Genomic DNA, 20,229 nt, shown 5'->3' on the forward strand with positions numbered 1-20,229 from the left:
CGGGCTCACAGCGCACCGATCGGTAGACTGCGTTCCCGTGAAGATCCTCGTCATCGGTTCGGGTGCCCGCGAGCACGCCATCGTCCACTCCTTCGCCCAGGAGTCCGTCGCCTCGGGCGCGGAGGCGCACGAGCTGCACGCCGCTCCGGGGAACCCGGGGATCGGAGAGCTCGCGACGCTCCACGCGGTCAGCGCGGTCGACGGCGAGGCCGTCGCAGCGCTCGCCGTCGAGCTGGGCGCCGACCTGGTCGTGATCGGTCCGGAGGCTCCGCTCGTGGCCGGGGTCGCGGACGCCGTGCGGGCGGCCGGCGTCGACTGCTTCGGTCCCAGCGCCGAGGCCGCAGCGCTCGAGGGGTCCAAGGCGTTCGCCAAGGACGTCATGGCCGCCGCGTCGGTCCCCACGGCGCTCGCGCACGTGTGCACCGACATCGACCAGGTCGCCGACGCGCTCGACGCGTTCGGCGCCCCGTACGTGGTCAAGGACGACGGCCTCGCCGCGGGCAAGGGCGTCGTCGTGACCGACGACCGCCAGGAGGCGCTCGAGCACGCGCAGGCCTGCTTCGCGACGCCCCGTCCGGGCGCGGGCGACCCCGTGGTCGTGATCGAGGAGTACCTCGACGGACCCGAGGTCTCGCTCTTCTGCCTGTCGGACGGCACGAGTGTCGTCCCGCTCGCTCCGGCACAGGACTTCAAGCGCGCGTTCGACGGCGACGCCGGCCCCAACACGGGCGGCATGGGCGCCTACAGCCCCCTGCCCTGGGCCCCGGCCGGCCTGACCGAGGAGGTCGTGACCCGGGTCGCGCAGCCCACGATCGACGAGATGGCGCGCCGCGGCACGCCGTTCGCCGGCGTCCTCTACGTGGGCCTCGCGCTCACGAGCCGCGGTACGCGCGTGGTCGAGTTCAACGCGCGCTTCGGAGACCCCGAGACCCAGGTCGTCCTCTCGCGGCTCGTCACGCCGTTGTCCGCGGTGCTGCGCGCAGCGGCCCGCGGTGAGCTCGCGGACTTCCCGCGCCTGCGCTGGTCCGACGACGCGGCCGTGACGGTCGTCGTCGCCGCGAACGGCTACCCGGCCGCCGTCCGCAGCGGGGACGCCATCACGGGAGTGGCCGACGCCGAGGCGATCGAGGGCGTGCACGTCCTGCACGCGGGCACCGTGCTCGACGACGAGGACGTGCTGCGCAGCGCCGGTGGCCGTGTGCTGTCGGTCGTCGCGCGTGGGGAGGACCTCCAGGAGGCCCGTCGCCGTGTCTACGCAGGCGTCGACAAGATCGTCCTGCCCGGCTCGCACCACCGCACCGACATCGCCGAGAAGGCCGCGCGCGAGCAGCGCTGAGGCCGTGCACGGCGAGGGCCCGCGAGCTGGTGCTCGCGGGCCCTCGTCGTTCCCGGCCCGTCCGACAGGGCCAGGTCGATGGGGCGCCCCCGGCCGACGGCCGCAGACGCACCCGGTCAGGAGGTCGAGCAGGCCTTCCCACCGAGCGTGATGCTCGTCGGGGTGCCGGCCGTGCCCGACGCGATGAAGCCGACCGTTGCGCTCGCCCCCGGGGCGAGCGTCGTCGACCACGCCGGCGCCGCCACCCGGACGTCCGCCCCGGTCTGCGTCAGCGTGCCGCCCCAGCCCTGGGAGACCTGCTCGCCGCTCGCGAACGTCCACGCGGCCGACCAGCCCTCGACGGGCGTCGTCGCGGTGTTCTTCACCGTGAGGGAGCCCTGGAAGCCGCCGGGCCAGGAGCCTGCGACCGCGTACTGCGCCGTGCACGCACTGGTGCCGGGCTGCTCGGTCGGCTGCTCGGTCGGCTGCCCCGTAGGCCCTTCCGTCGGTTCCTCGGTCGGCTCGGGAGCCGTGCCCGTGAGGTCGCCGACGACGATCCCTCGCCCGTTGGTCCCGACGAAGACCCGGCCGTACACGTCGGGGTCGCCCGTGATGGTGCTGCCCGTCCAGGCCCACTGGTGCTCGTCGTCGTTGATACGGACCCACGTGGCGCCCGCGTCGTCCGAGCGGAACAGTCCTCGGACGCCGTCGATCTTCGACGACGTGTACACGGCTGGATAGCTGTTCCCGGGAGCGGCCTTGCCGAACCCGACGGCATCGCCCTCGTCGACCGCCGCGACGCGGGTGAACGTCGCGCCCTCGTCGGTCGAGCGCCACATGCCGTAGGTCTTGTCGGTCGCGCCGCCCGCGAGCCACACGTCACCCTCGTGACCCGGGACCGCCGCGAACCGGACGTTGCCGTCCGCGGGCAGGCCCGTCGCGGCTGACGCGGTGAACGACGCCCCGCCGTCGGTGCTGCGGTAGAACGTCCCGCCCGCGTAGCCGTAGAAGACCTTGGGGTTCACCCGGTCCGACTCGACGCGGGCACCTGCGGGGATCCCGGTCGACGCGGTCCAGCCCGACCCGAGCGTCGTCGAGACGTGCACCCCGGTCCCGGCCGGGCTCCACACGATGCGTCCGCCGTCGGCGGCCACTGCGACCGTGCCCGCGCCGGTCACGCCCGCCGGCTCCTGACCGGCCCACCACGAGGACCCGCCGCTCGTCGAGATCCCGATGTGCGACTCGACGTCCCCGTCGACCCCCTGACCGACCCTGACCACGGTCGAGGGCGAGAGCTCGGCGAAGTCGAGGCTGTGCACCGCGCCGTGGTACGGCTGGGTGTACATGCCCGACGGCACCTGCGTGACGTCGGTGTGGACGAACCCGCCGATGTCGGCGAGCCCCGAGATGAGCTCGGCGCCCCCCGGAGGGGCGACGAGGTCGAGCACGGCGGTCTCCTCGATGCCCTGCGCCTTGACGGAGATGTCGACGATCCCGCCCGCGTCCCAGTCGGTGAGGTCGGTCCCGCCGTAGATCGTCGCGCCCGTGCCGTAGAAGAAGCGGTCGGAGTCGAACGGGTCGATCTCGAACGACTCGGTCATCCAGCCGAGCTTGGGGCTGGGCTCCGGGGGGTTGGGCTGCTCGCCGAAGCTCAGCCACGGGGCCCCGCTGATGTCGAGCGTGTACCGGAGCGTGCGGTTCGGGTAGCCGTCCCAGTCCCAGATGCGGCTCCAGGTCTCTCCGCGATCGGTGCTTCGCCAGATCACGATGTCCGGCCACCAGGAGACCTGGCTCACGACCATGAGGGTGTCCGGGTCCTGCCGGTCGATCGTGAGGCCCGAGTAGCCGTAGTAGGCGTCCGCGCTGCTCGACGGGACGGGGCTGATCCGGTCCCAGGTGCCCGTCGCGACGTCGAGCCGCCACACGTCGCCGCTGCCGCCGTCGTACGGGCCGCCCGTGTCCGAGGTCGCGATGTAGAGCTGTCGGCCGGTCGCGTCGAGCACCCCCTTGTGGGGGAGGAACCCGGTGGGCTGGCCCGGGACGCGCTCCCAGGTGGCCCCGGCGTCGGTCGAGCGGTAGACGCCGTTCTCCTTGTCGGCGACCCCGACGTAGATGGTCCGGGTCGGCTGCGTCCCCGTCGAGCTCGACGGGTCGAACGTCACCCAGACGACGCCCTGGTTCGAGCTGAGGTAGCCGTTCTCGTCGTCGGGGTCCTGCACGTAGGTGCCCGCGTTGGGGAACGACGCGACCTCGGACCACGTGACGCCCTTGTCGGTGCTGCGCCACAGACCGTGGCCACCCTCGGTGCCCAGGTAGAGGACACGGTTGTCGTGCGGGTCGACCGAGAGCCGTTCGCCCATGCCGCGGCCGGGCATGTTGCCCCCGACCTTGAACGGCAGGTCCGTCTTCTGCCAGGTCTCGCCGCGGTCCGACGACCGCAGGATCGCGCCGTTGTGGGGGTCCCACGAGTTCGTGTAGGTGCCGACCGCGACGTAGACGTTGTCCGGGTCGACGGGGTCGGTCGCGAGGCTCAGGACGCCGTTGTGGTTCCAGTCGTCCCAGCCGACGTGGTCGAGCAGCGGGATCCAGCGCTGCGTCGCAGGGTCGAGCCGGTACGCACCCCCGATGTCGGTCCGGGCGTAGACGAGCCCCGGCTCGGTCTGGTTGAAGACGATGCCGGGGACGAACCCGCCGCCGACGATCTCGACGTTCCCCCAGTCGTAGTCCTGCGCGGCGCTCGCGGCGGGGTCTGCGGCGACTCCCGCGGTGGCCAGGCCGCCGGTCGCGGCGACGGCGCCCGCCGTGCCGAGCCCGGCGGCGAGACCGAGCCCGACGAGGGACGCGATCAGTGGTCGGTAGCTCATCCGTGGCACTCCTTCGTGACGGTCGGTCGGAGCGGGTCCGCCGTCACCCCCTCCGACGGACCCGCGCCGCCGACCTTAGCGAAGCGCTTCGACGATGAGCACCGGGTGAAACGTTTAGGCGGAGCGGCCGGCCGGGCGGCCCGCTGACGGGCCGCCCGGTTCGTGCGCGCCAGGTGCGTGTCAGGCGCTCGTGCAGGGCTGGCCGTCGAGCGCGAAGCCCGTGGGGGCCGCCCCGGTGCCGTTCGCGTTGAAGCCGAGCTCGACGCTCGCGCCCGGGGACAGGGTCGCGTTCCACGGTGCGTTGGCGACCGTGACGGCCGTGCCCGACTGGCTGAACGTGCCCGACCAGCCGTTCGTGACCTGCTGACCTGCCGGCAGGGTGAAGGTCAGGGTCCACCCGTTGCGGGTCGTCGAGCCCGTGTTGGTGACCTTGAGCGTCCCCGTGTAGCCCGTGCTCCAGCCGTTCGCGGAGAACGTCACGGCACACTGGCCCGTGGGGGTCACGGGACTGGCCGACGTGGTCACGGTCCGCGCGCCCGACGGGGGTGAGACATTGCCCGCCGCGTCGCGCGCCCGCACCGTGAACGAGTAGGTGGTCGCGGCCGACAGTCCTGTCAGGGTGGCGTTCGGAGCGATCGTCGCGGCGACCTTCGTGGCCCCCGTGGCGTCGTTCCGGTAGACGTCGTAGGCGGTCACGGCCCGGTCGTCGGTCGAGGCGGCCCAGGTGAGCGTCACGCCCGACGACGTCACGTCGGTCGCGCTCGGGGTCCCCGGCACGGTCGGTACCTGGGTGTCCGGGACGGGCGTGGTGCCGCCGTCGCCGTACAGGTCGCCGAGCGACCGTCCCGTCGTCGAACCGGCCCCGCCGAGCGGCACCTGGTGGTCGAGCGAGACGAACTTCCCACCCTCCTTCCACAGGGAGGGCTCGAGCAGGTCGTACTTGGCCTCGTCCCACGTGGTCCAGTCGTGGTTGAGCAGCCCGCCCGTGTCGCCCGAGTTCGGGTTGATGCACCAGAACGTGTGGCTGATCCGGTAGTCGACCATCAGGTCGCGCAGCGCACGCATCCACTTCTCGTTCTTGCCGCCGTCCAGGAAGCCGCCCCACTCGCCCACGAGCAGCGGCGCGGTCTCCTGCTTCCACAGGTACAGCCAGTTCGGGTCCCACACCTCGGCCTCGAGCGAGGCACGGTCCCAGTCGTCGCCCTCGAACCAGGGCTGCGCGGAGACGAGCGGCCCGTAGTCGTGCGGCGAGTAGACGAGCTGGTCCTGGTGCGCGCCCAGGTCGACCGGGTGGTCGGCCGCGCCGCGCAGGTTGCCGCCCCACCACGTGTTGTGGAAGTCGTCGAGCCCGCGGTCGGCCCAGGTCTTGCCGGCCTTCGGGTAGACCTGGACACCCTCGACGAGGATGAGCAGGTGCGGGTTGATCGCGAGGATCCGTGCGGCCGCCTGCTCGGCGACGTAGCGCCAGTTGTCGGCGTCGCTCGACCCGTCCCACTTGGCGCGCAGGGTCTCGGACTGCGAGCCGTGCGGCTCGTTCTTGAGGTCGGCCGCGACGATCGTGTCGTCGTCCGCGTACTCCTGGGCGAACCACTCCCAGCCTGCGTAGAAGTCCTCGACGGTGAATCCCCCGTGGGTCCACAGGGGATAGACGTGGCCCGAGTTGTCGGCCGTGGCGCTGTGGAGGTCGATCATCACCTTGAGCCCGTACTTCTCGCACAGCGAGAGCCAGTGGTCGAAGATCTCCTTGTTGTCCATGCCCACGAGCTCGGGGTTCACGTACGTGTTGACGTTGGGCGACGCGACGGTCTCCCCGTCCTTCCACTCGAGCAGCAGCTCGGTCGAGACGGGCACGCGCACGATGTTGATGCCCCGCTCGGCCATCGAGCGCGTGATCGCCTCGAGGTCGCCGGACCACAGGCCGTGGAACACACGCTCGCTCGCGTTGAAGCCGAACCAGTTCGCGCCGGTCAGCCAGACCTCGTTGCCCGCCGCGTCGACGATGGTCGAGCCGTCGGTGTGCAGCCAGTCGTCGGCCGGGACGCCGGCGAGGGACACGTCGGCGGCCTCAGACGGGGCGAGGGACGCCGAGGTGGGAGTCGCGGACGAGGTGAGCGGCGTCGTCGGGCCGGAGTGGGCTGCGGCGGACGGCAGCGCGCTCGCGACCAGGACGGCGCCCACCGCGATCGCGGCGTACGCGGCCCTGCGCCGGGGGCGGGAGATCGGATCCTGCAGAGGACTCATGGAAAAGCTCCTGGAAGAAGGACCGGGCTGCCCGGGGCCGCGAGGTGCGGGCCCGGGCAGCCCGGTCGGGTGCTGTCGGTCAGGTCAGGTCAGGCGACGGTGCAGGCCTGGCCGTTGAGGGTGAAGACGGCCGGCACGCCGTTCGTGCCGCTGTGGCTCGCGTTGAAGCCGACCTCTGCGGACCCGCCCGGGGCGAGGTTCGCGTTCCAGGAGAGCCCGGTCACCGTGACGTTCGCGCCGGTCTGGGTGAACTGGCCCGACCACGAGTTGGTGATCGTCTGGCCCGACGGGAACGTGAAGGCCAGGCTCCAGCCGTTGACCGTGCTGGTCGAGGTGTTCGTGACCTTGATGGTGCCCGTGAAGCCCGAGCCCCAGCTGTTGGCCGTGTAGGCAACCGTGCACGAGCCCGGGGGCGGGACGACGACCGTCGTGGTCGTGGCGCTCACCGCGGCCGAGGCCGCCGAGAGGTTGCCCGCGGTGTCCTTGGCCCGGACCGTGTACGAGTACGCGGTGCCGGCCGTCAGGCCCGTGTCGGTGAACGACGTGCCGGTCGGGGTGCCGACCTGCGAGCCGTTGCGGAAGACCACGTAGCCCGCCACGCCGACGTCGTCGGTCGACGCGTTCCACGAGAGCGGGACGGTGCTCGCGGTGGTCGTGCCCGCGGTCAGCCCCGTGGGGGTCGACGGCGGCTGGTCCGTCTGGCCTGCCGCGGTCGTGACGGACCGGGCGGCCGACGCGGCCGAGACGTTGCCCGCCGCGTCGCGCGCCGTGACCGTGAACGAGTACGTGGTCGAGGGGTTCAGTCCCGTCGCCGTGAAGCTCGTCGAGGTCGACGTGCCGACCTGCACGCCGTTGCGGTAGACGGTGTAGCCCGTCACCCCGACCGCGTCGGTCGAGGCCGTCCACGAGAGCGCGACCGAGGTGGCCGTGGGCGTGCCCGCGGTCAGGCCCGTCGGGGCCGTGGGCGCCGTCACGTCGCCGGGCGTCGTGCCGCCGCCGTCGATCACCGGGTAGGCGTTCTCGACGAGCATCTCGAACTGCGCGTCGAACCACTGGCCCGCGAGCGGGGCCCCGCCCAGCGCGCCCGTCAGCTGGTTGGCGAGCTTGGGCGAGACGAACGTCGGGTCGCACATGCGGTCGAACCGCTTGCCCTGGTCGTTCGGGATGTCCGTCGAGGCGCCGTCGGACTCGCCCGGAGGCTTGACCCACACGAACGCGTGCAGGTGCGACTCGGGGTATCCCGCGGGCGTGGCCTGCGGGCGCTCGCCGATGCCGGCGCCGGCCGGGTTGCACCACGCGCCGCGGTGGATGCGCTTGTCGACCCGGGACTCGTCGACGTAGGTGTTGTGGTTGGTCGACGTGCTGACCGCGGTCGGCCGGGCGTCGCCGCCCCACCCGTTGCGCGACGTGTCGATGAGCATGCCGATCGAGGCCGGGAAGCCCTCGGCGACCAGGAGGTCGTAGAGGTGCGCGGTCCAGTCGGTCTCGTCGAAGTCGGCGTTCCACTCGTAGAAGCTGGACGACCGGATGGGCGTGCCGCCGATCTGGATGTCCTCGAGGAACGGCTCGGCCAGCGGCGTCGAGTTCGCGGTGTTGGTCACGAATCCCGTGACCGAGGCGAAGCCCGCGTTCGTCGACCTCACCACGTCGGCGAAGAGCTTGGCGGCAGGACCCGAGTTGCTCGGCCAGCCCAGCCAGCCCGCGTGCGCGGCGTCGATGTAGGAGTACACGTTGCCGACCGTGTAGAGCTCGTCGAGCGCGTACTTCACGCCTGCGCGGTAGTACGGTGCGGACTGCTGGCAGTCGGGCGTGCTGATGTTGGTGATGAGGTTGGGCAGAGAGTCGGGCTCGATCGTCGCGGCGATGCGCAGCGAGTCGTACTTGGGGTCGTCGAGGATGTCGACGATCGGGTCGATGTACTCGTTCTTGTAGCGCACGAGCCCGGCGTCGGTGGCGGGCAGCTCGCCGTTCGACGCGAGCGCGTAGCAGTCACGACCGGGCAGGTCGTAGATGACCAGGTTGAACACGATCGGTACGCCCGCGTCCTTCTGGGCGAGCGCCTCGTCCAGGTGGAAGCGCAGGCCGGGTCCGTCGGCGTTGCCCTCGATCGCGCTGATGCGGTCCATCCAGACGGCCGTGGGCTCGCCCGAGATCGCCTGCATCTTCGCGGCGAGGTCGCCGCCCGCCCGCGTCGCGGCCGCCTCGACCGAGTCCGACCAGTACGGGTTCACGTACTGGGTCGCCCCGGAGTACGGGTTCGCGACCCGCGGCTCGGCCGCTGCGGCAGGGACCTGCGCGAGTGCGAGGGGAGCGGCGACGAGCGCCGCGGCGGCCATGGCTGTCGCGCCCTTGCGCAGCCGATGGTGGGTTGGTGACACGAGATCCTCCTGGGGTTCGTCCTGGGGCCGGACGACGCCGGCCGGCCCGTGCCGCGGAGTGCGGCGCCGAGCGCAACGTGTCACGGACCGGGTGAGGTCGGCAGGTCGTGAAACGTTTAGGTGGACAACCCCGTTCACCCGCTCGACGGGTGCGGGGGCCCCGGTCAGCGCGGGGGAGAGGTGGTGCCGCGCACGACGAGCCGTCCGCCGGGGACCGCGGGCAGGGGCTCGGGATGCGAGGTCGCGGTCCCCGGCGCGGCGTCGGGGCCGGCGTCGGGGCCGGCCTCGGGGCCGGGCACGGTCCCGTCGGACCGGCCGAGGGCGCGGAGCACCTGACGCCCGGCCTCCTGCCCCAGCTCCCGGTCGGGCCGCCCGACGGCCGTCACGGGTGGGGTCGACAGTCGCAGCACCGGGGAGTCGCGGCCCGCGACGACCGACAGGTCCCACGGGACGGCGAGACCCGCACGTCGCGCGACGTCGAGGACGACCAGGGCGCCCTGGTCGTCCGAGGTGACGATCGCCGTCGGGCGCTCCGGGGACGCGAGCAGCCGGCGCGCGGTCGCCGCGACGTCCGCGAGCGTCGTGCACGACTCGACGACCGCGACCCCGCCCCGGCGGACGACCTCCGCGCTCACGGCCTCCGCGGCGCCGCGCCCCGACCGGAGGTCCGCCGCGGGCGCGAGCACCGCGACGCGCCGGTGCCCGAGGTCCGAGACGTAGCGGCCGACCTTGGTGTCGGCCGAGGGGTCCAGGGCCACGGCCCGCGGCTCGGGCCTCGGGGGCGCCGACGACACGGGTGCTGCCTGGTCGCGCGGGTCGCGGACGGGCGCGACGTGGTCGACCAGGACCGCGGCCGCGCCCAGGCGTGCGACGACCGCGAGCCGTGGGTCCTCGTGACGGACCCCCGTGAGGACCACGGCGTCGTATCGCTGCTCGGCCCACCAGTCTGCGATCGCGCCCGCCGCCGTGGCCGTGGAGCCCAGCAGGTGGACGGCCAGCGAGAGGTGCCCGTCGAGGACGTCCCGGAGACCGTCCGAGAGCTCGAGGTCCGTGGCCGTCGACGCGATCCCGACCGCGTCGCGCACCAGGACGAGCGCGACCGATCCGGCCGCGCCGCGCAGCGTCCTGGCGGCCACGCTCGGCCGCCACCCGAGCTCCTCGGCGACCTGGAGAACCCGGCGCCGCGTGCGGTCGGAGACCCCCGGTCGACCGTTGAGGGCGTAGGAGACGACGGCGATCGACACCCCGGCCGCGCGGGCGACGTCGGTGATGGTCGTGCGCCTACCGGTAGCAATCGGGCGTTCCGGACGTAAGAATGTGGCCACGGTCACACAGCATGCCCCCAGTCAGGGCGTGGTGCACGATCGGACGGGCTCGACGGCGAGCCCGCCAGGGGGGAAACCGGTACACGACGGGGTGATCGCCATGGTCGATGTCACGACCCACCGACGGAACCTCACGATCGGTGTGCTCTCACCGGTCGTGGGGGGCTTCTACTTCGGCAAGGTCCTCGCGGGGATCGCGCGCGGCCTGCGCGCGGGCGGGCACCGCGTGGTCGCGGTCCAGACCTATCCCGCGGACCTCGACCGGGACGAGTTTCCCGACCAGCCCCCGCACCGTCCGATCGTGGGGCTCGACGCGATGGACGGGGTCATCGTGGTCACGTCCGCCGTCGAGCACGACGTCCTGCGGACGCTCGACCGGTCGGGAAGGCCCCTGGTCGTGATCAGCGAGACGGTCGACGCCCTCGGGGCGCCCCTGGTCACCCCCGACAACGCGGGCGGGGTGCGTGCCGCCGTCGAACACCTCCTCCAGCACGGTCACCAGCGGATCGGGTTCCTCGGCAACCCCCGCCAGCACGACCTGGCCGAACGGCACGCCGCGTACGAGGCCGCGCTGCGCAGCCACGGGATCGAGCCCCGGCCCGAGTGGGTCTACCGGACCCGCGACAACCAGGAGGCCGCGGGGGCGGCAGCCGCCCGGACCGCGCTCGACGAGGGGCTCGACACGACCGCGACCATCGCAGGGACGGACCGCAACGCGGTCGGCTTCCTGCGCGCTCTGACAGACTCGGGGCTCGTGCTGCCCCGCGACCAGGCGCTCATCGGGTTCGACCACTCGGACGGCGGCGCTCGTGCGCGGCCACGGCTCTCGTCCGTCGACCCGCACCACGACCGCGTCGGCGAGCTCGCTGCCGAGCTCCTGCTCGCACGCATCCACGGCGACCGCGTCGGTCCGGGCCAGCACCTCGCCGAGGCGACCCTCGTCTGCCGCGAGTCCTGCGGGTGCGTCGACGGCACGCGGACCGACCTGCTCGTCGACGGCGTGCCGCGGATCGCCGGTGCGGGCGAGGGGGACTCCGCGGCGGCTCGCCTCGGGGCCGTGGCACGCGCCGTGCTCGACGACGCCGTGGTCCTGCGCGCGAGGCCGCGCCCGGGTCCCTCGGGGGCGGCCGGTGCAGGAGAGAGCGCGGTCGGAGGGTGGGTGCGCGCCGTCGTCGGGATGATGACCGACGCCGCCACCCACGCGACGACGCCCACGTCGCACTCCTACCGGGCCCTCGCCGACCGGACCGCGGTGCTGCGACCCGTCCCCGAGGCCCTCGAACAGCTCGTGCCGGCCGTGCGCGCCCTGGAGGCCGAGCTCCTCGGCGGCCTCAGGCGCCGTGGGCCGGCGGGGCCGCTCGGGGTCGCGGTCGGTGGCGCGGCGCGCGGCCGTCCGCAGGAGCGCTCCCGAGCGCTCGGCGACGTGACGACCGAGATCCTCGTCGCACTCTCGAAAGGATGCACGCACGGGCTCCTCGTCCGCTCGGGTCACCTCGAACGAGCCATGGTCGACCAGTACGAGCTCGACCTCGAGCTCATGCACGCCGACAGCGCGTCGCTGCGTCACCTCGAGTGGTTGCCGCGAGGGCAGGCCGGTCCGGCGGCGATCGCGCTGTGGGTCCCGCCGGGCGGTGGGGCCGCGGGCGGCGTGCTCGAGGTCGCGGGCGTCCGAGGCAGCGCCGCCGGGCAACGGCTCGTCGGCCACCGGTACGCCCCGGCGGAGTTCCCGCCCCGGGCGCTGCTGAGCGCCAACGCTCTCTCGTTCGTCATCCCGGTCGCGTTCGACGTGAGCGACTGGGGGTACCTCGTGATCGGAGGGCCCGTCGACACCCGGGCGACGAGCGCGCGCGAGAAGTACAACCACTGGGCGGCCATGCTCGCGGTCGCGCTCGACCAGGAGCACCACCTCGCGGCGCTGCGCGCGCAGCGCGCCGAGCTCGAGGAGTCGGCGCGGCGAGAGCGGCGCCTGGCCGAGGAGATCAGCGCGAGCGAGGAACGCTACGCCCTCGCCTCGGTCGCCGCGTACGACGCGACGTGGGACTGGGACGTCGCGACCGGCACGGTCTACTTCTCGCCGTCCTGGCGGGCCATGCTCGGCCTGCCCGACGACGACGTCAAGACCGCCGACCCCGACGAGTGGCTCGACCGGGTCCACCCCGAGGACCTGCAGGCGGTCCAGGTCGCGCTCGCGGCCCAGCTCGGCGGAGCGGGCGGGTCGCTCGACCTCGAGCACCGCCTGCGGTCCGCCGACGGACGCTACCTGCGCGTGGCCTGCCGTGCCGTGACGGTGAGCGACGGTGCGGGCTGTCCGACGCGCATGGTCGGGGTCATGACGGACCGGTCCGACGAGCGTCGGGAGGCCGCGCTCCGAGGGGTCTTCCTGCCCGATCCCTCGCGGCCCTGACCCGGCTCTCCCTTCGGCCGCTAGGGTGCAGCGACGATGAAGTACCTTTCCGCCAGGTCGCAGGCGTCGGGGACGACGGTGGTCGGCCCCGGCTCGGGCATCCCTTCGTCGCCCCCGCCGCCCAGCGAGATCTCCTCGCCCGGGACGACCTCGTCCCTCGTCGCCGGGTCTCTCGGGTTGGTGGTCGTCAGGGTCGAACCGTCCCAGTCGACCGCACCCGCGGGAAAGACCGGAAGGTACCTCGCCGATCTCGCATCGACGTACAGGCAGCCGTCCTCTTCCACGAGAGTGCCCTCGAGCTGAGCCGCGTCACCTCCCGGCTCCGACGGGAGCCAGTACGCGAACGGCACCGGCACGGTCGGGGTGGGAAGCGGATCGAGGCGCGGCTGACCCATGCCGGCGCAGGCCGTGAGCCCGAGCATGCCGACGAGAACCCCACCGAGCAAGCGCCTCGGTCTCATACGACCTTGACCCCCATCCATCGAGCTGGGCTCGTTCGCTCCAGGTCTCGAGCGGCATCTGCCCTGAAGCCGTTGCCAGGACCCTACCTGGGCAGATCACGACAGCCCGCCGGCATCGCGGCGAGCAGAGCTGCCGATCCGTGCGCGTCAGCAGCCGACGGACCGGAGCCTCGCCATCCGGACGCCCTGAACGACGCCCGTGCCGGATGAGAGACTAAGCGCCGTGACTGACTCGCGCGACGCCCTCGACACGGCCCACCTCGACCTGCCGGGGTGGCGGCACGTCTACTCGGGGAAGGTCCGCGACCTCTACGAGCCGGACCTCGCGCAGCTCGGCGGGGCGCACCCGCTCGGCGACGTCGTCCTGGTCGTCGCGAGCGACCGCGTGAGCGCGTTCGACCACGTCCTGTCCCCGGGGATCCCCGACAAGGGCGTCGTCCTGACCCAGCTCAGCCTGTGGTGGTTCGACAAGCTCGCCGACCTCGTCCCCAACCACGTCGTGAGCACCGAGGCCAGCGCCATGCCCGGTGACGGCCTGGTGCCGGACGTCGTCGCCGGTCGCGCCATGATCTGCCGCCGCCTCGAGATGTTCCCGGTCGAGTGCGTGGCTCGTGGTTATCTCACCGGTTCCGGCCTGGTCGAGTACCGCGTGGACCGTACGGTGTGCGGAGTTCCTCTGCCCGAGGGGCTCGTCGACGGCTCGCGCCTGCCGGAGGCGATCTTCACACCCGCCGCCAAGGCCGAGGTCGGGGAGCACGACGAGAACGTGTCGTTCGAGGTCGTCGCCCAGACCGTCGGGCTCGAGGCGGCGACCCGCCTGCGCGACCTGACGCTCGCGGTCTACTCGCGCGCCGAGGAGATCGCGCGCGAGCGCGGCGTGATCCTCGCCGACACCAAGTTCGAGTTCGGCGTGGACCCCGTCACAGGCGCGACCGTGCTGGGCGACGAGGTGCTGACGCCCGACTCGTCGCGCTTCTGGCCTGCTGACCAGTGGCAGCCGGGGCGCTCGCAGCCGAGCTTCGACAAGCAGTACGTCCGCGACTGGCTCGCCTCCGACGCCTCGGGCTGGGACCGCGCGTCCGATGCCACGCCGCCGTCCCTGCCCGCCGACGTCGTCGAGCGCACGCGCGACCGCTACCTCGAGGCCTACGAGCGGATCACGGGCGACTCCCTGTTCTGAGCGACCCCGAGGCGCTCTCGGACGTAGCGGTGCCCCGTCGGTGACGTCCAGCGGACGGTGCCGTCGGCCGCGAGCTCAGGACGCCAGCCGTGCCGCGCCCGGACCACGTGGTGGTGTCGGCAGAGCGAGATGAGCTCGTCGGGGCCCACGTCCGTCGTCTCCTGGGTCGCGCCCGGTCCCGGCGGCGACGGGCGCCTGACGTGGTCGAGGTCGCAGCGGAACGCGGGCACGGCGCACCCCGGGAACGTGCACGTGCGGTCGCGCGAGAGGACGGCGGCGATCACCTGGACCCCTGGCCCAGGGCGGGCTTCGAGCAGCGATTCGAACATGTGTTCGATCGTAGCGTCGGGGTCCGACAGTGACCCGTGGGGCCGCAGGGTCGTCCAGCCGGGCGCGGCGTCTTGCCCCATGGGTCGTCGCGCGATATATATCGACCATGACTCCCGCCGTGAGTGGTCCGCCTGGCGCCAAGCCGTTCCGCATGACCGAGCAGGCGTACCTGATCCTGCTCTCGCTCACTCCCGAGCCGCTCCACGGCTACGCCGTCATCCAGGCGGTCGCCGAGCTCTCCGACGGGGCCACCGCCCTCGGAGCCGGCACCCTGTACGGCAACCTCGACCGGCTCTCGGGCGCGGGGCTCGTCGAACCCTCGGGCGAGGAGGTGGTCGACGGTCGCCTGCGGCGCTACTACCGGATCACCGACGACGGCCGTCGCGCGGCCGAGCAGGAGACGGCTCGGCTCCGAGAGCTCGCCGCCAGGGCGCAGCAGGCCCTCGACGGGCGCGGCACGGCAGCACGCCCGACGTCGGGCAGGCTCGCCGGAGGGCTGGCCTGATGCGCCGCCGCGACCTGACGCCCGACGAGCGCTTCGAGCGGTCGGCGCGCTTCTGGGCGCGTGCCTACCCGCGCCGCTGGCGCGAGGTCCACGGCGACGAGCTGCTCGCCGTCCAGCAGGACGTGGCCCGAGCGGCCGCGGAGGCGACCGGCGCACCCGCGCCCGACCGGCTGAGCACCGACGAGATCCGCAGCCTGCTGCGTGCAGGGTGGGGCCTGCGGTGGCGCGAGCGCCCGCCGCTGTGGCGGTGGGGGCTGTACCGGCTCGGCATGCGGCTGCCCGCGAGGTACTGGTGGTGGGTCGCGGACGACATCCGGGGAGCGTTCTACTCGGTGCGGGACACGACCTGGACGCTGGTCCTGGGCTACGGCACGATGCTCATGGTGATCGCCGGATACGCGCTGATCGCTGGTGAACCGGTCGCCGCATACTGGCCCGCATTCTTCGCGTCGGGGTTCTTCTGGGCCTTCGTGGCCGTTCTCGTGCTCCTCTCCGGGACGGTGTTCCGCGAGTCCCGCACGCGTACCGCCTGGTACCGGCACGTCGTCCACGGCAACGTCCCCGAGCCGATGCGGCTCATGACCGCGTCCTCGGCGGACCAGGTGCGGGACGACCGAGACCCCGCCTGACCCCGCCTGACCCCGCCTGACCCCGCCCGACGTCCGGCTCCGCGAGGCCGCACGGTCCTCCTGAGGTGGGCTCCGTCGTCGGGCTGGGGGATTCCTGCGGCCGAGCACGAGGTTGCGGTCGTTCTGACGCCCAGAACGACCGCAACCTCGCGCTCGGCTCCCCTCGAAAGCACCGCACCGCCCGCCGCCTGAGACGCGGCCCGGCCCCGTGCGCGGCGCGGGTAAACTGGCCCCGGAATCCCCACCCACCGAGATCCGCGCGACCCGGTCGCCGCCCTCGCGGCGCGCCCCGAGCCTCGTGCGGACCTGTCCGAGCCGAGCGGCCGGACCAACTTCCCGAGGAGCTCCTGTGGGACGCGTAGTCGTCGAGGTCATGCCCAAGCCCGAGATCCTGGACCCGCAGGGCAAGGCCGTCGTCGGGGCGCTCCCGCGCCTGGGCTTCACCCAGTTCACCAGCGTGCGCCAGGGCAAGCGGTTCGAGCTCGAGGTCGAGGGTGACGTCACCCCCGAGGTGCTCGCCGCAGCCCGCGAGGCCGGCGAGAAGGTCCTGTCGAACCCGGTCATCGAGGACGTCGTCCTCGTCGCCGAGCTGACGGCCGAGCTGGGCGGGGAGAGCGCCTGATGAGCGCCCCCGCAGCGACCGGCCTGGCCACGGCCCGGATCGGTGTCATCACGTTCCCCGGTACGCTCGACGACCGGGACGCGGCCCGTGCCGTGCGCCTGGCCGGCGGCGAGCCCGTGTCCCTGTGGCACGCGGACGCCGACCTGCACGGGGTCGACGCGGTCGTGCTCCCGGGCGGCTTCTCGTACGGGGACTACCTGCGCGCCGGGGCGATCAGCCGCTTCGCGCCCGTCATGGACTCGCTCGTCGACGCGGCCAAGGGCGGCCTGCCCGTCCTGGGCATCTGCAACGGCTTCCAGATCCTCACCGAGGCGCACCTGCTGCCCGGCTCGATGATCAAGAACGACCACCTCGCGTTCATCTGCCGCGAGCAGACCATGGTCGTGGAGAACGCCGAGACGGCCTGGACGCGCGACTACACCGCGGGCCAGCGCATCACGGTGCCGCTCAAGAACCAGGACGGCCAGTTCGTGGCCGACGAGCGCACGCTCGACGAGCTCGAGGCCGAGGGCCGCGTGGTCTTCCGCTACGAGGGCTGGAACCCGAACGGTTCGCGCCGCAACATCGCGGGCATCTCGAACGCGGCGGGCAACGTCGTGGGGCTCATGCCGCACCCCGAGCACGCGGTCGAGGCCGGGTTCGGCCCCGCGAACGAGTCCGGGCCCCGCGCGGGCACGGACGGGCTGGGCTTCTTCACCTCGGTGCTGAGCACGCTCGTCCAGGCCTGACCGCACCAGCACTGCCCGACGGCGGGTCCCACCCAGGAGGTGAGGCCCGCCGTCGGCGTGCCACCACGTCTCGACGCGGTCGCGGGGCGGTAGGTCGCGGCGCGGCGGCCTACCTCGCGACGGCGGTCCGCCAGGAGGGCCGGACACGGCGGAGATCACCCGACGCCCTGCCGCGCGAGCCGCTACCCTGTTCCCGTGCCCACCTTCTTGTCCGGTTCCTCCACGTTCGGCGCCTTCATGATCGACTGCCTCGCGTGGGTCGCCGGTGCGCTGGGCGCGGCTCCGGGACGGGTGGGGGCCATCGCCACGCACGCCGAGGCGGTCGTCACCGAGTGGGGCTGGTTCGGCCCCGCGGAAGAGATGACCGAGCGCATCGCGTACACACCGCTGCGCGTCGCGATCGCCCTGTTCCTGGTCATGGCGGTCGCCGCGGTCGCGGCGATCGTGTCGAGCGTCCTGACGCGCCGGGCCCGGTGACGCGCGGGCCTCAGAGCCCCGCGACGAGGTTGACCACCGCGCCGATGATCACCGTCCCGAACAGGTAGGACAGCAGCGAGTGGCCCAGCGCCGTCCGACGGATGTCCCCCGACGTGACGTTCGTGTCGGAGATCGCGAAGCTCATCCCGACCGTGAACGCCACGTACATGAAGTCGAGGTAGCGAGGCGGCTCGACCTGGTTGAAGTCGATCCCGCCGTCCTCGCCCGTGTAGTACTGGCGGGCGTAGGCCAGCCCGAACAGGGTGTGGACCGCAGCCCACGAGACGGTGATGCAGGCGACGGCGAACACCGCGCTCACGGCCTGGGCGCTCTTCTTCTCGGGTGAGGCCAGCAGGAGGAGCGCGACCCCCACGAGGCTCGCGAGCGAGGCCGTGACGATGAACAGGTGGGTCACGCGACGGGACGGTTCCTCGCGGGTCGCGAGCCGCGAGGTCATCCGTGCGTCCATGGGCGCGACCACGACCCAGGTCCACACCGTGAAGATCAGCGCGGTGACGCTCCACCCGGCCAGGACCGCGAACCTCGGGTAGCCCTGCGTGCCGAACCAGAGGCCCGCGCCGACACCCACGACCGCACTGATGCCCAGCCGCACCACAGGACCCGCCATCAGGACGTCGCGGCGGGCGGAGGGCGTGGGACGGTCCGGGATCGAGGGAGTCACGCGGTCAGTCAACCACCGGCGTCGAGGCCCGGCGCGTCGGGTCGTCGCGTCGCTCCGCTCCGGCTCGGCACTCCGGTCGCGAGGCCACCGCTGTGTGTCAGGGGCGGCTCCGGCGCGCGCCGGAACCCGGAGGTCTACGGGCTCTCGGCGAGGTACCGGAGCTGGGCGCGGACGCTCTGCCGGGCGGCGGGGAGCACCCCGGGCGCGACGTCGCCGTAGACGATCGCCGTGACCTGCTCGACGAGCTGGTCGGTCACGGGGGCCTCGGCGATCCCGGACCCGGCCAGGGCCGCGCGCACCTCGGCGAGCCGGCCCAGGCGGTGGTCCCGGTACGCACGCACGACGGCGGACAGGTCACCCAGGTGCGGGCCGTGCGCGGGCAGGACCGTCGCGGTCCCGAACGCCTCGAGCACGTCGAGGCTCGCGAGGTAGTCGCGCAGCGACCCGTCGGGCGTGGAGATGACCGTGGTGCCGCGCCCGAGGATCGTGTCGCCCGTGAGCACCGAGCCGTGCGGTCCGTCGTCCGGGAGGCGGAAGCTCACCGAGTCGGCCGTGTGACCCGGGGTCGCGACGACCTCGATCCGCAGCCCGGCGGCGTGGAGCACCTCGCCCCCGCGCAGCGGTGCGGCAGCTCCCGCGGGCCCGGGGCCTCCGGCCGCGCCGCCCGTCGCGGGGTGCGCGGGGTGGCAGTGGGTGGGGTCGGCCGCCCGGACGGGCGCCCCGGTGAGCTCGGCGAAGCGCGCCGCCCCGGCGGTGTGGTCCGCGTGCCGGTGCGTGATGACGACGAGCTCGACGCGTGGACCGTCGGCCAGGGCCGTGAGGTGAGCGACGTCGTCGGGCCCGGGGTCGACGACCACGCGCGTGCGCGCGCCCGGCGCGGCCAGGACGTAGGACCTGGTCCCGTCGAGCGTCATGGGTCCGGGGTTCGGGGCGAGCAGCACCGAGGCGTGGTCCGTGACGCGCACGGGCACGCCCGACGGCGCCGCGTCGGCGGGCGGTCGGGCGGGCTCTGCGCGTGGCGGGGTCACGGGACGGGCGTCAGGCGAGCGCGTCCGCGAGCAGCTCGAGCGTCTGCGTGCGGCCGGGCGTCGCGTCGAGCGACTCGTCGGCGCGGGACGCCGCGACGGGCACGACCATGACCTCGTCGACGCCGTGCCGGGTGGCGAGCTCGCGCACGCGACGGGCCGCGGCCTGGGGCTCGTCGACGATCCAGCGGTCGAGCATCTCGTCGGCCATCTGGGACGTGAGCCCGTCGAGCGGCGTGGACGCGGCGTCCTCGACCGTCTCCTGGGCGCCGAGCGGCTTGCCCGAGCGCAGGCGGGCCATCATGCGCGCCTGCGGCAGCGCGCGGGCGCGAGCCTCGGCGAGCGTCGGGGCGACCGACACGTTGACCGTCAGGAACGTCTCCGGCGCGGGGTGCTCGGGGGAGGGGCGGTAGCCGTCGCGGTACAGCGCGAGGATCTCGTCCATGCCGGCACCCGAGAAGTGGTTCGCGAACACGTAGGGCAGCCCGAGCTCGGCGGCCAGGCGCGCCGAGTAGTCGCTCGACCCGAGCAGCCAGACGGTCGGCACGGACTCCGCGGCCGGGGTCGCGTGCACGTCGTAGACCTGGCCGCTCGTGAGGCGGACGGTGGCGCCCTCGGCGCTCATGAGCGAGCGGATGTCCTGGACGTGCTGGGGGAAGCGGTCGACGTCCGACGTGGGGCCGCTGCTGCGCAGCAGCGCCGTGACCACGGGGTCGCTGCCGGGCGCGCGCCCGATCCCCAGGTCGATGCGCCCCGGGGCCAGGGCCTCGAGGACCGCGAACTGCTCGGCCACGACGAGGGGCGCGTGGTTCGGGAGCATGACGCCGCCCGACCCGACGCGGATCCGCTCGGTCACCGAGGCGGCGGCCGCGATCATGACGGGCGGGGCGGACGCGGCGACCGCGGGCATGTTGTGGTGCTCGGCGAACCAGTAGCGCGTGAAGCCGAGGCGGTCGGCGAGGCGCACGAGGTCCAGGGAGGCGGCGATGGCCTGGGAGCTGGACTGTCCCAAACGGACGGGGACGAGGTCGAGGACGGAGAGGCGCGGCGAGGTAGTCATCGC

Annotated in this window: 17 protein-coding genes; 8 read left to right on the top strand and 9 right to left on the bottom strand. The window is 73.3% G+C overall.

Annotation, left to right across the window (positions count from 1 at the left end; genetic code table 11):
* Window positions 1-37: 37 nt before the first annotated feature.
* A complete protein-coding gene (purD, locus tag ACFWGN_RS15440) occupies window positions 38-1,336 on the top strand; it encodes a phosphoribosylamine--glycine ligase (RefSeq protein ID WP_377617972.1) in 1,299 nt (432 codons plus the stop codon).
* A 116-nt stretch (window positions 1,337-1,452) separates the two neighbouring features.
* Here purD and ACFWGN_RS15445 read toward each other — a convergent pair whose 3' ends face one another.
* From ACFWGN_RS15445 to ACFWGN_RS15460, 4 genes are all read right to left on the bottom strand, one after another.
* Window positions 1,453-4,179 (bottom strand): cellulose binding domain-containing protein, encoded by a 2,727-nt coding sequence (locus ACFWGN_RS15445; protein WP_377617973.1) that lies wholly within the window; start codon window positions 4,177-4,179, stop codon window positions 1,453-1,455.
* Window positions 4,180-4,359: 180 nt separating this feature from the next.
* Window positions 4,360-6,420, bottom strand: a complete 2,061-nt coding sequence (locus ACFWGN_RS15450; RefSeq protein ID WP_377617975.1) for a cellulase family glycosylhydrolase — start codon at window positions 6,418-6,420, stop codon at window positions 4,360-4,362.
* Between the two features lie 89 nt (window positions 6,421-6,509).
* Window positions 6,510-8,798: a glycoside hydrolase family 6 protein gene (locus tag ACFWGN_RS15455; RefSeq protein WP_377617976.1), complete on the bottom strand. Its 2,289-nt coding sequence runs from the start codon at window positions 8,796-8,798 to the stop codon at window positions 6,510-6,512.
* A 164-nt stretch (window positions 8,799-8,962) separates the two neighbouring features.
* A complete protein-coding gene (locus tag ACFWGN_RS15460; protein WP_377617977.1) occupies window positions 8,963-10,123 on the bottom strand; it encodes a LacI family DNA-binding transcriptional regulator in 1,161 nt (386 codons plus the stop codon).
* A 100-nt stretch (window positions 10,124-10,223) separates the two neighbouring features.
* On the opposite strand from ACFWGN_RS15460, the gene ACFWGN_RS15465 reads away from it, so the two are divergent.
* Complete coding sequence (locus ACFWGN_RS15465; protein ID WP_377617979.1) at window positions 10,224-12,527, top strand: substrate-binding domain-containing protein; 2,304 nt, start codon at window positions 10,224-10,226, stop codon at window positions 12,525-12,527.
* A 20-nt stretch (window positions 12,528-12,547) separates the two neighbouring features.
* Here the strand turns inward: ACFWGN_RS15465 and ACFWGN_RS15470 are convergent, their stop codons facing one another.
* Window positions 12,548-12,811: a hypothetical protein gene (locus ACFWGN_RS15470; RefSeq protein ID WP_377617981.1), complete on the bottom strand. Its 264-nt coding sequence runs from the start codon at window positions 12,809-12,811 to the stop codon at window positions 12,548-12,550.
* 400 nt (window positions 12,812-13,211) lie between these two features.
* Between ACFWGN_RS15470 and ACFWGN_RS15475 the strand changes: the two genes are divergently transcribed.
* Window positions 13,212-14,168, top strand: a complete 957-nt coding sequence (locus ACFWGN_RS15475) for a phosphoribosylaminoimidazolesuccinocarboxamide synthase (RefSeq protein WP_191805594.1) — start codon at window positions 13,212-13,214, stop codon at window positions 14,166-14,168.
* Here the strand turns inward: ACFWGN_RS15475 and ACFWGN_RS15480 are convergent.
* Window positions 14,135-14,497: an HNH endonuclease signature motif containing protein gene (locus ACFWGN_RS15480; protein WP_377617983.1), complete on the bottom strand. Its 363-nt coding sequence runs from the start codon at window positions 14,495-14,497 to the stop codon at window positions 14,135-14,137. The two genes, ACFWGN_RS15475 and ACFWGN_RS15480, sit on opposite strands and share 34 nt — an antisense overlap.
* A 119-nt stretch (window positions 14,498-14,616) precedes the next feature.
* Here ACFWGN_RS15480 and ACFWGN_RS15485 point away from each other — a divergent pair, with 119 nt between their 5' ends.
* The 5 genes from ACFWGN_RS15485 (at window position 14,617) to ACFWGN_RS15505 (ending at window position 17,459) form a co-directional block, all read left to right on the top strand.
* On the top strand, window positions 14,617-15,003 hold the full coding sequence (locus ACFWGN_RS15485) for a PadR family transcriptional regulator (protein WP_377617985.1): 387 nt from the start codon (window positions 14,617-14,619) through the stop codon (window positions 15,001-15,003).
* Complete coding sequence (locus tag ACFWGN_RS15490; protein ID WP_377617986.1) at window positions 15,003-15,632, top strand: hypothetical protein; 630 nt, start codon at window positions 15,003-15,005, stop codon at window positions 15,630-15,632. Before ACFWGN_RS15485 ends, ACFWGN_RS15490 begins: the two co-directional genes overlap by 1 nt.
* 349 nt (window positions 15,633-15,981) lie before the next feature.
* Window positions 15,982-16,254: a phosphoribosylformylglycinamidine synthase subunit PurS gene (gene purS, locus ACFWGN_RS15495; protein ID WP_056652540.1), complete on the top strand. Its 273-nt coding sequence runs from the start codon at window positions 15,982-15,984 to the stop codon at window positions 16,252-16,254.
* Window positions 16,254-16,982 carry a phosphoribosylformylglycinamidine synthase subunit PurQ gene (gene purQ / locus ACFWGN_RS15500; protein ID WP_068708001.1) on the top strand — a complete coding sequence of 243 codons (729 nt, stop codon included), beginning with the start codon at window positions 16,254-16,256 and terminating at the stop codon, window positions 16,980-16,982. Before purS ends, purQ begins: the two co-directional genes overlap by 1 nt.
* Before the next feature lie 195 nt (window positions 16,983-17,177).
* Window positions 17,178-17,459 (top strand): hypothetical protein, encoded by a 282-nt coding sequence (locus ACFWGN_RS15505; RefSeq protein WP_377617988.1) that lies wholly within the window; start codon window positions 17,178-17,180, stop codon window positions 17,457-17,459.
* Window positions 17,460-17,469: 10 nt separating this feature from the next.
* Here the strand turns inward: ACFWGN_RS15505 and ACFWGN_RS15510 are convergent, their stop codons facing one another.
* The 3 genes from ACFWGN_RS15510 to ACFWGN_RS15520 all read right to left on the bottom strand — a co-directional run bounded on the left by ACFWGN_RS15510 (window position 17,470) and on the right by ACFWGN_RS15520 (window position 20,226).
* A complete protein-coding gene (locus ACFWGN_RS15510) occupies window positions 17,470-18,141 on the bottom strand; it encodes a DUF1345 domain-containing protein (protein ID WP_377617989.1) in 672 nt (223 codons plus the stop codon).
* 134 nt (window positions 18,142-18,275) lie between these two features.
* Window positions 18,276-19,112, bottom strand: coding sequence for an MBL fold metallo-hydrolase (locus ACFWGN_RS15515; RefSeq protein ID WP_377618156.1), 837 nt, complete (start codon window positions 19,110-19,112; stop codon window positions 18,276-18,278).
* Window positions 19,113-19,179: 67 nt separating this feature from the next.
* Window positions 19,180-20,226 carry an LLM class flavin-dependent oxidoreductase gene (locus tag ACFWGN_RS15520; RefSeq protein WP_377617991.1) on the bottom strand — a complete coding sequence of 349 codons (1,047 nt, stop codon included), beginning with the start codon at window positions 20,224-20,226 and terminating at the stop codon, window positions 19,180-19,182.
* Window positions 20,227-20,229: the final 3 nt, after the last annotated feature.

The organism is Oerskovia sp. NPDC060338 (genome assembly GCF_042726295.1).
GTDB classification, from domain to species: domain Bacteria; phylum Actinomycetota; class Actinomycetes; order Actinomycetales; family Cellulomonadaceae; genus Oerskovia; species Oerskovia merdavium.